The organism is Proteus sp. TSJ240517, assembly GCF_047921575.1.
GTDB lineage: Bacteria > Pseudomonadota > Gammaproteobacteria > Enterobacterales > Enterobacteriaceae > Proteus.
The window spans coordinates 116,194-130,816 of the sequence record NZ_JBLRMH010000002.1 but is presented as its reverse complement, the minus strand read 5'-3'; the positions used below and the strand labels follow the sequence as shown (position 1 = coordinate 130,816).

12 protein-coding genes are annotated in these 14,623 nt (G+C 37.1%); 6 read left to right on the top strand and 6 right to left on the bottom strand.

The genetic code is table 11. The features are described 5' to 3' along the window. Window positions 1-50: 50 nt before the first annotated feature. The gene (gene fbaA / locus ACNARN_RS04230) at window positions 51-1,130 is read left to right on the top strand and encodes a class II fructose-bisphosphate aldolase (RefSeq protein WP_198619423.1); all 1,080 of its coding nucleotides are present in this window, start codon (window positions 51-53) and stop codon (window positions 1,128-1,130) included. Between the two features lie 143 nt (window positions 1,131-1,273). Here fbaA and dtpB read toward each other — a convergent pair whose 3' ends face one another. Together dtpB and hpaC are read right to left on the bottom strand one after the other, a co-directional pair. Continuing rightward, entirely contained in the window at window positions 1,274-2,761 is a 1,488-nt protein-coding gene (gene dtpB / locus ACNARN_RS04225; protein ID WP_198619424.1) for a dipeptide/tripeptide permease DtpB, read from the bottom strand. 597 nt (window positions 2,762-3,358) lie between these two features. Further along, complete coding sequence (gene hpaC / locus ACNARN_RS04220) at window positions 3,359-3,877, bottom strand: 4-hydroxyphenylacetate 3-monooxygenase, reductase component (RefSeq protein ID WP_198619425.1); 519 nt, start codon at window positions 3,875-3,877, stop codon at window positions 3,359-3,361. Between the two features lie 593 nt (window positions 3,878-4,470). On the opposite strand from hpaC, the gene hpaR reads away from it, so the two are divergent. Continuing rightward, window positions 4,471-4,908, top strand: coding sequence for a homoprotocatechuate degradation operon regulator HpaR (hpaR, locus tag ACNARN_RS04215; protein WP_109371512.1), 438 nt, complete (start codon window positions 4,471-4,473; stop codon window positions 4,906-4,908). Between the two features lie 70 nt (window positions 4,909-4,978). Here the strand turns inward: hpaR and betT are convergent, their stop codons facing one another. Further along, window positions 4,979-6,982 carry a choline BCCT transporter BetT gene (gene betT / locus ACNARN_RS04210; protein ID WP_416304182.1) on the bottom strand — a complete coding sequence of 668 codons (2,004 nt, stop codon included), beginning with the start codon at window positions 6,980-6,982 and terminating at the stop codon, window positions 4,979-4,981. A 366-nt stretch (window positions 6,983-7,348) separates the two neighbouring features. Further along, window positions 7,349-7,918, bottom strand: coding sequence for a hypothetical protein (locus tag ACNARN_RS04205; protein WP_198619427.1), 570 nt, complete (start codon window positions 7,916-7,918; stop codon window positions 7,349-7,351). A 275-nt stretch (window positions 7,919-8,193) separates the two neighbouring features. Between ACNARN_RS04205 and ACNARN_RS04200 the strand changes: the two genes are divergently transcribed. Continuing rightward, window positions 8,194-8,868, top strand: a complete 675-nt coding sequence (locus ACNARN_RS04200) for a DUF421 domain-containing protein (RefSeq protein ID WP_198626063.1) — start codon at window positions 8,194-8,196, stop codon at window positions 8,866-8,868. Between the two features lie 83 nt (window positions 8,869-8,951). Here ACNARN_RS04200 and rnz read toward each other — a convergent pair whose 3' ends face one another. Next, window positions 8,952-9,869 carry a ribonuclease Z gene (gene rnz, locus ACNARN_RS04195; RefSeq protein ID WP_349442787.1) on the bottom strand — a complete coding sequence of 306 codons (918 nt, stop codon included), beginning with the start codon at window positions 9,867-9,869 and terminating at the stop codon, window positions 8,952-8,954. Between the two features lie 9 nt (window positions 9,870-9,878). Continuing rightward, a complete protein-coding gene (gene rtcR, locus ACNARN_RS04190; RefSeq protein ID WP_416304181.1) occupies window positions 9,879-11,471 on the bottom strand; it encodes an RNA repair transcriptional activator RtcR in 1,593 nt (530 codons plus the stop codon). Window positions 11,472-11,835: 364 nt separating this feature from the next. Here rtcR and ACNARN_RS04185 point away from each other — a divergent pair, with 364 nt between their 5' ends. From ACNARN_RS04185 to ACNARN_RS04175, 3 genes are read left to right on the top strand one after another with little or no spacing between them, the layout of a single operon-like run. Continuing rightward, complete coding sequence (locus ACNARN_RS04185) at window positions 11,836-12,000, top strand: hypothetical protein (protein ID WP_198619430.1); 165 nt, start codon at window positions 11,836-11,838, stop codon at window positions 11,998-12,000. A 31-nt stretch (window positions 12,001-12,031) separates the two neighbouring features. After that, window positions 12,032-13,171 (top strand): slipin family protein, encoded by a 1,140-nt coding sequence (locus ACNARN_RS04180; protein WP_198619451.1) that lies wholly within the window; start codon window positions 12,032-12,034, stop codon window positions 13,169-13,171. Beyond that, a complete protein-coding gene (locus ACNARN_RS04175) occupies window positions 13,168-14,391 on the top strand; it encodes an RtcB family protein (RefSeq protein ID WP_088493562.1) in 1,224 nt (407 codons plus the stop codon). The genes ACNARN_RS04180 and ACNARN_RS04175 overlap by 4 nt, the downstream gene beginning before the upstream one ends. Window positions 14,392-14,623: the final 232 nt, after the last annotated feature.

Here is a 14,623-nt window from a genome sequence, read left to right as displayed (position 1 = left end):
TACAGGTAGAAAGTTATTTTCTACCTGTTCCAAATATAGGATCTTATTACATGTCTAAAGTTTTTGATTTCGTGAAACCGGGTGTCATCACTGGTGATGATGTACAAAAAGTATTTGCGGTAGCAAAAGAAAATAAATTTGCTCTGCCTGCGGTTAACTGTGTAGGTACTGACTCAATCAATGCTGTGTTAGAAGCTGCTGCGAAAGTTCGTTCTCCTGTTATTGTACAGTTCTCTAACGGTGGTGCTGCATTTATCGCAGGTAAAGGTCTTAAATCTGATGTACCACAGCAAGCTGCTATTTTAGGCGCAATTTCAGGTGCTCACCATGTGCACCAAATGGCTGAATATTACGGCGTTCCTGTTATCCTGCATACTGACCACTGTGCGAAAAAATTATTACCATGGATTGATGGTCTGTTAGATGCTGGTGAGAAACACTACGCTAAAACAGGCAAACCACTGTTCTCTTCTCACATGATTGACTTATCTGAAGAGTCATTAGAAGAAAACATCGAAATCTGTGCTAAATATTTAGCGCGTATGGCTAAAATCGATATGACTTTAGAAATCGAATTAGGCTGTACGGGTGGTGAAGAAGACGGTGTTGATAACACGGGTATGGACAGCTCTGCGCTTTATACTCAACCAGAAGATGTTGCTTACGCATACGAAAAACTGAGTGCGGTAAGCCCTCGTTTCACTATCGCGGCATCTTTCGGTAACGTTCACGGTGTTTATAAACCAGGTAACGTTCAGTTAACGCCAAAAATTCTACGTAACTCACAAGACTACGTATCAGAAAAATTCAACTTACCACACAATAGCTTAGATTTCGTATTCCACGGCGGCTCCGGTTCTTCAGCAGAAGAAATCAAAGAAGCTGTTGGCTATGGTGTTATCAAAATGAATATCGATACAGATACTCAGTGGGCAACTTGGGATGGTATCTTACAGTTCTACAAAAAGAACGAAGGTTATCTGCAAGGTCAGTTAGGTAACCCAGAAGGTGCTGATAAACCTAACAAGAAATACTACGACCCACGTAACTGGTTACGTCAAGCACAAGCATCAATGGTTGTTCGTTTAGAACAAGCCTTTAAAGAACTGAATGCAATTGATGTTCTGTAATTGAATCATTCTTAATGATTAAACTAAACCCGCTTATTTAGCGGGTTTTTTTATGGCTAGCAAAAAGAGAATAATCTTCTTAGCCCAAAATAAAAGCGCCTATAAATAGGCGCTTAATATTCAATTAGATATTGATTGAAAGATTAGCCAGCGACTTTAACGTCTTTGCTTTCTTCTTTCATCATGCGGTTCAGTAAAGGTACTGTTGCCCACATCACTAAACCAACAATTAAGGTCACAATACCAATTTTACCAAATACATCAGTGTAAATAGGTAATGTTTGTAGTGGATCAGTAATACCTTCTGGTGCTGCTGTGAAAGTCGCTACATAACCCCCTAACAGATAAGCCGTGGCTTGTGTTAAGAACCACATACCTAAAATAAAGCCCATCATGTATTGCGGTACGAATGCTGCAACCATTGCTAAACCTAACGCACTGATCATCAGTTCACCTAAGCTCTGGAATAAGTAAACCAGAACGATAAACCAAGGTGATGTTAAGCCTTGAGCATCGGCAAACCACATACCTGATGCTGCCGCTGTAAGGAATCCTAATGAGCACAGAAGCATACCAGCAGTAAACTTCGCTGGCATTGAGAAATCTTTACCTTTCGCGCCAAAATGGCTGTAAGCGATAGCAAGGATTGGGCTAGCAATAATGATCCAGAATGGGTTTAGTGCTTGGAAGCTTACAGGGTTAATATCAAAGCCTAAAAGCGTGTGATGAACATTATGAATAGCAAAGAAGTTCAGTGAAGTTGGCATCTGAGCATACAGAATGTAGAAAACAACAGCTTCTAACATCAGAACAAATGCAACATACATTTTATTACGAGCAACTCTGTCTTTTTGTTTAAACGCTTCACGGAAATAAATGAAGACAACAATAATAGACAAGCTAACTAAGACAATATTTGCAATCATAACGTTGTGCAATAACCATGCACAAACAAATACCATAGCAATTGAGCCAGCAATAACTAATAACAGTTTGCTAAAGTTCATCGGTAAATGGTCTGGTTCAGAACCAATATTGGCAACCATTTTACGACAGAAGAAATAAACTAATAACGCCATGAGCAAGCCAATACCACAGATATTATAAGTCAGTGCATATCCGTAACGTTCAGCAAGTACTGGGGCGATAGATAAAGAAATTAATGAGCCGATATTGATCGACATATAAAATAGCGTAAATGCGCCATCAAGACGTGGATCTTTAGGTGGATAGCATTTCGCTAATAAACTTGCAGGATTGGCTTTAAATAAACCATTACCTACTGCGATAGTTCCCAATGCGTAGAAAATTAAATTAGGATACATAATTGACATACCAGTCATGAAATAACCGATAGCCAAAACAATAGCACCTAAAACAATGGTTCGTTTTGTTCCTAATAAGTGGTCACCAACATAACCACCAATAGAAATAAGCCCATAAACCAGTGCAGAGAATGCACCAAAAGTAATGAAAGCCTGTTCTTGAGAGAAACCGAGTTTACTAACAAAATAAACGGCAAGAATACCTTGTACGCCGTAGTAACCAAAACGTTCCCATAATTCTACAAAGAAAATCATAAAGAATGGTTTAGGCTGTTGTAATAAACCGACTTGAGCGGGTTTATCCATATCTGTAATGCCCCTAATTATTATTTATTTTCAACAACGATGTTATTTACTCACATTCACGAGGAATGTTACACGACGGTAACATTATCTGTCGCATTTAGAGTGATGTTTGCAAATTTAAGAAGGTAATCAGCAAGTCGAGTAGACTAATATATTGATGGAATGACTTCTCAAAGGTTGATCACACTGTGGGTAAGATTAATACCAGATTGAAAAAAATATTCATTAGTTTATTTTAAAATAAAGTCATTTAATTGATCTTTGGTATAAAATATAATCAGGAAGATTATTATTTGTTTGTATTTTAATCTGAGTAAATTAAATAAAGATACAGGATAAAAGTAGAGAGAAAATATTTTTGATTATGTGACTAATTGATTCTAGAAAGAAATTTTTCATTATAATTAAAAATTAATCTTTTATAACAAACAGATGTTAATAAATATTTAATAAATATCTAAACGCTAGTGAATGTTATTTAGTTAAATAAATATTCATTTAATATAAATAAATATTTAATTTATGATGTGATTATAATCAATAAAAAAACGCCCTTATTAAAAGTGCGTTTTTATCTTGAGGTAAAATAGGTGAAATTTAAACAGGGATTGGTACTTGTTCATTTTTAACAGAATGGAAACGACGCTTGAAATAAATAAGCCCATCACCATCTTCACGCACCGAAATATTCTTAATTTCGGTCATATAAACAAAATGTGTACCCACTTGGCGTACATCATAAATATCACCTTCTAGGCAGGCAAGCGCATTTGTTAATACGGGTTGTTGTAATTGTCCGTTTTGCCATCCTGGTTGGGTAAAGCGCTCAGCCATCGCAAGCCCTGTCATTCCGGCGAAATGACATGCCATTTCTTCTTGCTCATGATTCAATATATTGATGCTTAATTTTCCATTTTCTTGAAAAATAGCGTTCATTTGGCTTTTACTGTTGATGCAGACCATCACGGTAGGCGGGTTATCAGTAACAGAACATACAGCTGTTGCTGTTAAGCCACAACATCCCGCATCACCATTTGTTGCCACGATATTGACCGCAGCACCTAAGCTTGCCATCGCATCCCGAAAAAGTGGGTTAGCCTGTTTTTCCTCAGACATTATTTACTCCTACTGCCAGACTTCTCGTCTGTGGGCGTCTTCACTTAAAATAATTATTAGTTAGATAACTAAAAAAATCACCTAACTACTTCGCTAACAAAGTTGTGATGTTATTGCCGGTTTCTTTGTTGCGTTGTTTTAAAGCCGTAACGCTACCGCGCATGAACAAAGATAGCAATCTTTCTTTGTTACAACTCGTTAACTTTATCTCAAATAACGGTGAGACAACCTTATCGCTAAGCGCCATTATTCCTAATATAGAGGTAGGATAATAGGCAAATTAGGCTACTTTTTTTGATTGGTAAACAGATAACACAAATTGCCAATTCATAAAAATTGCGTATAGCTCAAGATGTTGCGGAAGATGAAATTAATCCTAAAAAAGGAACGTGGGTGATAAATTGCACAAAGGGAAGAAAATTGCAAAAATTGAGTCAACTTTATTTATTTGTTAATATGAATAATTGTAACAATTAGTCTATTCTTAGAATATAGTCATTTTATAAACCATAAACAGCGGTACTTTTTCACTGTCTATATTGAGTGATATTTTGTCATTTCACCTATAACACCATATAAAGAGCTTCTTGATTATGCATGAATCATTAACTATCGCGCTATTACAAGCTCGGGAATCTGCAATGGGTTTTTTTCGACCTGTTCTCAAAGAGCATAATCTGACAGAACAGCAGTGGCGGATTATTCGAGTACTTGCGGATAAGCGTTCTATTGATTTTCACGAATTAGCGCAAAAAGCGTGTATTCTTCGACCTAGTTTAACGGGCATTCTGATTCGAATGGAAAGGGACGAATTAATTTGTCGCTTAAAACCCGTGAGTGACCAACGTAAGCTGTTTGTCTCTCTTTCTGCTAATGGTCAAAATTTATACGACATAATTCAGCCTAAAATAGATAAGGGCTATCAATTAATTGAGCAAAAATTTTCCACTGAAAAATTACAGCGACTGTCAGGTCTATTAAAAGAGTTGATTGCTTTAGAGGCTGATGACTCGGCGCAAGCTGAAAAATAAGTTATCTTGAAAGTAAGAAAAAAGGTGATGTTTAACACATCACCTTTTGGACTTTTATCAGTGGATAGAATTATTGTTTACCTAACACATGTAAAAAGTGAATGTGTTTTTCGTACTGATCAAGAATATCGTGAATGATTTGTTCTTTCGTCCAACCCATTACATCGTAATCTTGCCCACCTTCTTTTAAATGAATTTCAGCACGATAATATTTATGTTCTTCGTCTTTTTCTTCATCACTTAATCCAGCTAAAGCAAAGGCAGGTTGAGTATAAAAACGTAGGCGAACTTCATAGAAGAAATTCATGTCATCGCCTAAATCGACTTCAAAACCAATTCGATCATCTTCTTCATTATGGATAAAACATTGCGTTGCTTGCTTACTTAACTCAGCAGATACCATTTCCATTGAGGGTTGGATCACTTCATCCATAAAACGTTTTACATGAGAGCGTTTAGGAAAATAGGCAATATTTCTTAAACGGCGTTGCCAAGGGATCGGATTGCGGCTTGCTGGTGGTGCAATTGTCGTGAGTTGTTGGCTATCACGTTTATATACATCCACTCGCAATGCTTTTATTAGTCCATAAATAGAAGCAAGCAATACTATCGAGAAGGGAAGTGCACTTGCAATGGTTACTGTTTGTAGTGCAGTTAAACCACCCGCTAACAATAAAGTAATTGCAGAAACGCCCATTAAACCCGCCCAGAAAATGCGTTGCCATACTGGTGTTTCGCTATCACCACCAGAAGCTAAAGTATCAACAACCATCGCGCCTGAGTCTGCTGAAGTCACAAAGAAGACAACGACCATCAACATCGCAAAGAAGGATAAAACAGATGAGAATGGGAAATAATTTAAGAACTCAAATAAAGCCAATGACACATCTTGTTGTACGATATTGGCTAGGGCTTCTGCCCCTTTATCTTTGATTAAATGAATCGCTGTGTTACCAAAAACGGTCATCCAGAGTAAAGTAAAACCAGCAGGAACAAACAGAACACCGACAACAAATTCACGAATAGTACGACCTCGTGAAATACGGGCGATAAACATCCCTACAAATGGTGACCATGAAAGCCACCAACCCCAATAAAGCAGTGTCCATCCCCCTAACCAATCACTCGATTTTGGTTCGTATGCATAAAGATTAAAGGTTTTACTGACAATTTCGGATAGATATCCCCCTGTATTTTCAACAAATGATTTTAATATCAATACAGTTGGACCGAGAATAATGACTAATAAAAGAAGAATAACCGCCAATCCTAAGTTAAGTTCAGATAAAAAACGAATGCCTTTTTCTAAACCAGAAACAACAGAAATGGTTGCAAGCCCTGTGATCACAACAATCAATACGACTTGAATCGTAGGGTTAATAGGTACATTAAAGAGGTGATTTAAACCCGCATTAACTTGTAGAACACCAAAACCAAGGGAAGTTGCGACACCAAATACGGTTCCCATAACAGCGAAAATATCAACAGCATGACCAATTTGGCCATGTATGCGATCACCAATAATTGGGTAAAGTGCAGAACGCAGTGTTAACGGTAAACCATGGCGATAAGAGAAGAAAGCTAAGATCAAAGCGACAATGGCGTAAATTGCCCATGCATGTAATCCCCAGTGGAAAAAGGTTAATCGCATGGCTTCTTTTGCGGCTTCTATGGTTTGAGCTTCACCGGTTGGAGGCATCAGATAATGCATAACAGGTTCAGCAACACCAAAGAACATTAAGCCAATCCCCATTCCTGCTGAAAAGAGCATGGCAAACCAAGCAAAATAACTAAAGTGAGGGCGAGCGTGATCAGGGCCTAATTTGATTTCACCAAATCGAGAAAGCCCTAAATAAGTCACACTCAGCAAAATCAATGCAACGGCTAGAATGTAGAACCAACTCGCATTCGTGAAGAGATTTTCCTGAAGATGACTGAGTTTATCATTTGCCAGCTCTGGAAATAATGCAGAGAAGCCAACGACCAATAAAATTAATAATGCAGATGTATAAAAAACGGGAGGATTAATTTTCATCCTAACTTTTTGAGGGGTTATATCGTTTTGTTGACTCATAGCTAACCTATTTTTTGTTATTTTCCTAGAAAGAGACTTTTCGCTATCAATTTTCTGATTGTCTATGTGATCAGAAAAGAAAAGTTCATAAGAAAATTTGAATAAAGCATCAAATTAGTGTGATGTTTTATAAAAAGAACGGAAGTAAATTATTTTTTCCGTAAGATGAAGAAAATGACAATTAAATCAATTTATTGCTGTTTTTTGTTTATAGCTGCTTTCGCACTTTAATAGGTTTCTCCTGTTGAAAAAAGGAGAACATGGTTACATTTTTTGCTTAATCGATCAACCCTTGTCTTTTTTATGAACAAAAAAAGCCAGTAAAAATTTACTGGCTCACAAATCATCAAAAAAACTGAAATCGGATTATTTGTTTTCAGTTTTTAACTCATCAATTTTTTGTTTCGCTTGATCGGTTAATTGATCCGCTTTATCAAGTGCTTTGTTTTCAGTTTCTTGGGCTTGCTGTTTTACATCATCACTTGTTTTTGCAGCATCACCTTTTAGCTGATCAATTTTGTTGCCTGCTTCTTGCATTAGGTTATCTGCTGTTTTACTCGCATCTTGTTTTAACTCTGCGGCTTTTTCAGATAATTTGTTACCTTCAGCTTCTAGGTTTTGCTTAACTTCTTCAGCTTTTGCAGCACTTGCATCTTTTAGCTCAGCTGCTTTTTGTTCAGCTTTATCTTTTAGCTCTTGAGCTTGTTGTGTTAATTCATCTGCTTTTGCTGATGCATCTTCTTTCAAGTCAGCAGCTTTATCTTTGGCTTGTTCAGTTAATTCATTCGCTTTATCTTGCGCAGTTTCGGTGACTTGAGTTGCTGTCTCTTTCGCCTTGTCAATGCCTTCATCAACTTTTTTAGATGAATCATCACAACCAGCTGTAATGGTAACAAGACCCGCTAGAACCAATGAAGTAAGTAGTTTTTTATTCATTTTTTTCTCCAAAATATGTGTTCAAAAACAATTCAGTGATATCCCGCGTAAAAACTAGAAAAGGCGAGAAACTATTGCGTTGATTGTAAGAGATTACGGCAAAACTATCTTAATAAGTATAGTGCGAGTCTTAAAATCAACAAACCTAAGTATATTAAGTGTTTTTTCTTAGTCAAATCCCATGAAAAACAAAGTAAAAATAATTTAGATTTTTATCTAGATGAGATTTTCTACTTTATAATAAGTGCAGAAATTATTGGAAATGTGAGACGCAAATGGAATATTACTTTCTGGTTATTATCAAATTTATTATTGGTTTTACTATCATACTAGCCCATATGAATTTATCGGGTAAAACACAACTCTCCCAATTAACACCTATTGATTTTATTGGTAATTTTGTGCTCGGTGGCATTATGGGTGGGGTAATTTATACCGATGCGATCCCTCTTTATCAATATATTATCGTCTTCTTAATTGGTGTCTGTTTTATCTCTTTGCTTAATTATATCAGCAAACATTTCAATTTTTTCCGTGCAGTGACCATTGGTAATCCTATTCCTATTATCAAGAAGGGAGAGTTTATTATGGAAAACATCATGGAGAAAAAAAATAAAATAGACATTCTTAACATCACGTCTCGTCTTCATGCTCAAGGTATTCATTCATATCAGGAAGTCAATTACGCCCAGATTGAACCTGATGGACAAATCACGGTGGTATGTGATGGTGCAAAAATGCCTTCGATTATTGTCATGAAAGACGGAGTTATTCGAACATCAGAATTAGCGCAAATAGAAAAAGACGAAGTGTGGCTACAAGATGAGATGAAAAATCAACATATTGATAAACCAGAAGATGTTTTTTTGGCGGAATTTTGGGATGGCAAAGTGAATTTTATTTTGCAAGATGGAAAGATAAAACGTACCGCGCTATTGAAGGATAATTAAAGAAGTTTAAATCAATGGTTGGATGATTTGTGAATAGCGAAATGGCGACATCATGTCGCCATTGTTATTTAGCGAAAATGCCATTACAACTTAAATACCTCAAAATCAGAAGCCATTTCAGTATGGCTAAAGATCTGTTGGCTTTCATTGAGTAACTCAACGCAGTCTTCGGGTAAATAACGGCTACTAATATGAGTAATAATCAGCTTTTTAGCATTAGCCTTTTTTGCTAATGTTGCCGCTTGCACAGTTGTTGAATGCCCGCGACTATTTGCTTGCTCTGCCATTTCATGCTTAAACGTTGCTTCATGAACAATAACATCGGCATTATTAGCCAGCTTTAATGCATTAGGTGTAGGTTGAGTATCCCCAAAAATAGCAATACAACGACCTTCTATTTCATCACCAATATAGTCTTTACCATCAATTGTTCGTCCATCTGGTAATGTTATAGTTTTGCCTTGCTTTAAGTCTTGTAACCAAGAGCCTGCTGGAATATTTTCCGCTTTCAGTTTTTCTGCATCTAACTTACCTGGTTTGTTTTCTTCTTCTAAGCGGTAACCAAAACAAGGTACGGGGTGAGACAATGCCTCACAACTGACTTTCATACCTTCTTCTTCAAAAAGAAAACCCGCTTTGTCAATTTCAACAATATTAATAGGGTAAGTTAAATAGGATTGGCTTAATGTTAGCGACGTTTCTATAAAGGCTTTTATACCCGTAGGACCATATACTGTTAAAAGTGTTTCCGTTCCACCCATTGAGCGACTACAAAGTAATCCCGGTAAACCAAAAATATGATCGCCATGTAAGTGGGTAATAAAAATTTTATTTAAACGCGGTAGTTTCACGCGGGTATGCAATATTTGATGTTGTGTCGCTTCACCACAATCAAACATCCACATACTTTTTTGTTTATTTTGTAAATCGAGCACCATACTGGTGACATTGCGATCTTTAGAAGGAACGCCTGCGTTAGTGCCTAAAAAAGTGAGCTCCATAATGAAATATTATTCTCCATATCGAATTTGTTCCCAACTTAAATCGAATTTCGCAAGATACTTACGTAGGCGATCGGCATCGTTGGGTTGTTTTTTATTTTGTCTTGATACTGCGAAAAGTTTTCTACCAGCTTCTGAGAGTGTTGATGATTGCTGACACGTTTTGATAACGGTATTCAGTTGGCTAAGATCGAAAAGATCAATATCAGTGCTATTAAATAAAGAAGAGGAAGCAACTCCCCAATTTTGTTTTAAACGATTAATTTCTTCATCAACAAGAGGAAGGGTAATACGACCATTTTCGGCAAGTGTTGCCATTCGCGTTATACTAGCACTAAGTTCACGGAAATTACCACGCCATAATGCCTGTTCAGATGTTGCAAATCGAATATAGTGTGATTTTGCATCAGCGTTAAAACGGATTGCCTTTTGATAAAGCTTTGCAAAGTGATGCAATTCATAATCGATATTAGGCTCAATATCCTCTTTACGATCGGCTAAACCCGGTAATGAAAAAGACCATAAGTTGATCCTTGCATAGAGATCTTCACGGAAAAGTCCTTTCGCAATTTGCTTGTCCATATCACGATGCGTTCCTGCGATCAGCTGAAAATCACTTTGTACCTCAGTATCTGAGCCATAAGGATAAAAAGATTTCTCTTCTATCGCTTTAAGTAACATGGCTTGCTCATCAAGTCCTAACTCTGCAATTTCATCAAGAAATAAAATCCCTTTATCGGCTTCTCTTAATAATCCTTGTCTGGTTTGTAATGCACCTGTAAATGCCCCTTTTACATGCCCAAATAAAGTGGACATCGCATTGTCACCACGCAAAGTGGCACAGTTAACAGCAATAAAACGACCTTTTACAAAATGGCGAGACTGTCGTAATTCATAAATACGCTGAGCAAGGAATGATTTCCCAGCGCCTGTAGGGCCTGTTAATAAAATAGGCGCAACGGAGCGCAATGCAACACGTTCAATTTGAGCAATTAAAGTATTAAAACGTTCATTACGTGTGGCGATCCCCGATTTTAAGAAAGAGAGGGACTCATTATGGTAATGCTCAAATCGGCTCGTTAGTTTTGTATAACGGCTTAAATCGAGATCAATAACAGCATAACTACCTGTGGATGATTGTACTGTTTTGCTGCCATCTTCATTTTCTATTTTAGAAGAAGGAGAGGTTTGTAATAGTTTTGCAGGTAAGTAATGGGCTTCAGTCAGGAGGAACCAGCAAATCTGGGCAATGTGCGTACCTGTTGTGATATGTACATAATATTCTTCATTTTCAGTATCAAATGGGTAATTTACTGCAAAATCAAGAAAGTGACTATAAACCTCTTCTAGATCCCAAGGATCACAAATATCAATTTCGTAAGGTAATACCTCTGTGTCAGGGGAGACAGTATGAATATCTTCAGTGATTTTTGACGCTAACATTGAATCATTAGGTTGATGGATCATGACCAATCGACTAACGGGGAAATCTTTTTGATGGCAAATCGAAATTGTTGGGCGCCATGAGTTCCATCTTTTATGACTTTTACCTCGTTTATCTAATGTTGTGCCTAAAACACCAATCACCACTTTGCGTTTCATTAAGTTATCCCTACTTATTTTTTATCTATATTTATAAATGTATAGATAAAAAGATAGGTTTTTATCATTTTTAATTCAATGGCTAAATATTTAAAAATTACGTTAAAAGTATTTTTTCAAATAAAAACAATGAATTAAAAATATTTTTAGTGAGATTTAAAAACTTGGCACGATCCTCGCAATATTATGAGCGTCTTGAGCAGATTTTAAATCTGGTAGGCACATAAAGAACACTCTGTGGTGTTATCTAAATGTGTTCCTCCACATCGGGACTCTGTAGGTGAAGAGGGTTATTTTCAGGTTCGATTCCTGACACCAAAAACCATTACAAATCCAAATGTAAAATTAAAGATAGAAAATCGTTGTGACAGCAGTACCGTCACCTTGCTTATCCACCAGCAACTACGCTGGATTGAAGGCAGAAGAAGAGACAAACAAAGTAACGTTCCTCTCTTGTTTTCCCTTCGATTTCGCCAAGTTTGTTCGTGGAAAGCAAGTCACGATAAAAATGGTAATAAAAGAAAGCTAATAATAAAGAAGAGCAAAAGGAAGCAATGATGATAAGAACAACAATAAAAGTGAAACAAGGACAGCTGGGTTTATTAAAGAAGGATGATGAGTATATTGACGTCCTTGTAGCTGGTGAGCATAAATTTTTCGATCTTCGTCGCCAATTAAGTGTTGAGCTGGTGGAGTTAAACGGCCCTGCAATTGAAAAAGAGAAAGCCGAGTTTTTACGCCAATATCATCCAGAATGGGTGAGTGAATATTGTTTTGATATTGTGTTATCTGATGAAGAGATTGGCTTACTCTATGAAAATGGCTCACTCAAAGAGATCTTAGCGCCGAGTACTCGCCGTCTCTATTGGAATTATGCACAACGCTCAATGGAAGTGTTGTCAGCAAATGAATTGGAAGTTTCGCCAACTTTGGTTAAAAAATTGCAGCATCCAAAATTACGTAACCAAACTGTAAAAGGCAGTGAAGGTGTATTAAGTGTGGATATTCCGACATGGCATGCTGGCATTATCCGTGTTGATGGTGAAGTTCAATCACTATTGCCGCCGGGATTAAAAGGCTATTGGCGTTATCAGCACAAAGTTGATGTTGAGGTTGTTGATATGCGCTTACAAACACTCGATGTGAGTGGTCAAGAGATCTTAACGAAAGACAAAGTAACATTACGCATTAATTTGTCAGCAAGTTGGCGTTATAGCGATGTGCTTTCAGCGTACCAATTACTGAGTTCACCTCTTGAGTTCTTATATAAAGAGTTGCAGTTTGCGTTACGCGAAGCCGTAGGAACAAGAACATTAGATGAATTATTAGAGAATAAAACGCTGATTGACACCTTAGTGAGTGAAAAAATCAGTGAAGTGACTAAAGGATATGGTATTGAAGTGGCTTCATTAGGGGTAAAAGATATTGTTTTACCAGGCGAAATGAAAACGATTTTAGCGCAAGTGGTTGAGGCAGAAAAATCAGCACAGGCTAATGTTATTCGTCGAAGAGAAGAGACATCCGCAACGCGTTCTTTATTAAATACGGCAAAAGTGATGGAAAACAACCCAGTAGCCTTACGATTAAAAGAGCTAGAAACCGTAGAACGTATTGCAGAACGTATTGATAAGATTTCCGTTTATGGCGGTTTAGACCAAGTATTAAACGGGTTAGTACAAATTAAAGGTGCACAGGCATGATATTGGATCATCAAATAGTAAAAGAAGCAGGAACTGCTGAAATCAAAATGTGGACAAATGGTGTACCTGTTGAAGCAGATGCTCTAAAACAACTTATTAATACCGCGAAGATGCCTTTTATTTTCAAACATATGGCGGTAATGCCAGATGTTCACTTAGGGAAAGGTTCAACAATCGGGAGTGTTATTCCAACAAAAGGCGCGATTATTCCGGCTGCTGTTGGTGTGGATATTGGGTGTGGAATGATTGCGGTGAAAACATCATTACACGCAAATGATCTACCAGATAATTTATTTGCCATAAGAACGGCAATAGAAAGAGCAGTACCTCATGGAAGAACAAGTTATCAATCAGGGAATGATCGTGGTTCATGGAAGAACCCACCTAAACTTGTTGATCAACATTGGCAACAACTTGAAGGGCGTTTTAAGGTTTTAACCGATAAGTACCCACGTTTACGAAATACGAATAACTATCGTCACCTTGGTACATTAGGAACAGGAAACCACTTTATCGAATTGTGTCTTGATGAATCAGATAATGTTTGGGTAATGCTACATAGTGGCTCTCGTGGTGTTGGTAATGCTATCGGTACGTTATTTATACAAATGGCACAAGAAGATATGAGGGAACATATCGCTAATTTGCCTGATAAAAACTTAGCGTACTTAAAAGAAGGAACGCTTTTCTATGATGACTATATAGAAGCCGTAGAATGGGCACAGGATTTTGCCCGACATAATCGTGAAATTATGATGGAACGCGTGTTGGCGGCATTATCGACACAAATAACTAAACCTTTTACGACACAGCAACAGGCGGTGAACTGCCACCATAACTATGTACAAAAGGAAATGCACTTTGGCGAAGAAGTACTGGTGACTCGAAAAGGAGCCGTTTCAGCTCAGAAAGGTGAAATGGGGATCATCCCTGGTTCAATGGGCGCTAAGAGCTTTATTGTAAGAGGAAAAGGAAATGCCGAAAGTTTCTGTTCATGTAGTCATGGCGCAGGACGCGTAATGAGCCGAACAGCAGCGAAAAAAGCTTTTAGTGTTGAAGACCAAATTCGAGCAACAGCACATGTGGAATGTCGAAAAGATGAAGATGTGATTGATGAAATTCCGATGGCTTATAAGGATATTGATGCTGTTATGAAGGCTCAGTTATCACTTGTTGAGGTTGTTCATACACTACGACAGGTTGTTTGTGTAAAAGGATAATTGTATTTTTTAAGGAAATTAATAACTATCCCCAAACGATAACGTTGGGGATAGTGAGATATGAAAGCGTGTGCATGGAATGCAAATGAATAAAATTTTTAAGAATAGATATTTTCTTTAAATAAGACCCTTATTTCTTGATCGAAAATCAAACAAATAATGTTTAATATTATTAATAAATAAAGACTGATATTAAATTTATTGCCTTCCAATAAAGATAATCAAAAAAAGA

Excerpts from the sequence above, each read along its gene's own strand:
- ACNARN_RS04175 (WP_088493562.1), top strand. The coding sequence starts at position 13,168 with ATGATATTGGATCATCAAATAGTAAAAGAAGCAGGAACTGCTGAAATC.
- hpaR (WP_109371512.1), top strand. The coding sequence starts at position 4,471 with ATGCATGAATCATTAACTATCGCGCTATTACAAGCTCGGGAATCTGCA.
- ACNARN_RS04200 (WP_198626063.1), top strand. The coding sequence starts at position 8,194 with ATGGAATATTACTTTCTGGTTATTATCAAATTTATTATTGGTTTTACT.
- rtcR (WP_416304181.1), bottom strand. The coding sequence starts at position 11,471 with ATGAAACGCAAAGTGGTGATTGGTGTTTTAGGCACAACATTAGATAAA.
- dtpB (WP_198619424.1), bottom strand. The coding sequence starts at position 2,761 with ATGGATAAACCCGCTCAAGTCGGTTTATTACAACAGCCTAAACCATTC.
- hpaC (WP_198619425.1), bottom strand. The coding sequence starts at position 3,877 with ATGTCTGAGGAAAAACAGGCTAACCCACTTTTTCGGGATGCGATGGCA.
- fbaA (WP_198619423.1), top strand. The coding sequence starts at position 51 with ATGTCTAAAGTTTTTGATTTCGTGAAACCGGGTGTCATCACTGGTGAT.
- ACNARN_RS04205 (WP_198619427.1), bottom strand. The coding sequence starts at position 7,918 with ATGAATAAAAAACTACTTACTTCATTGGTTCTAGCGGGTCTTGTTACC.
- rnz (WP_349442787.1), bottom strand. The coding sequence starts at position 9,869 with ATGGAGCTCACTTTTTTAGGCACTAACGCAGGCGTTCCTTCTAAAGAT.
- betT (WP_416304182.1), bottom strand. The coding sequence starts at position 6,982 with ATGAGTCAACAAAACGATATAACCCCTCAAAAAGTTAGGATGAAAATT.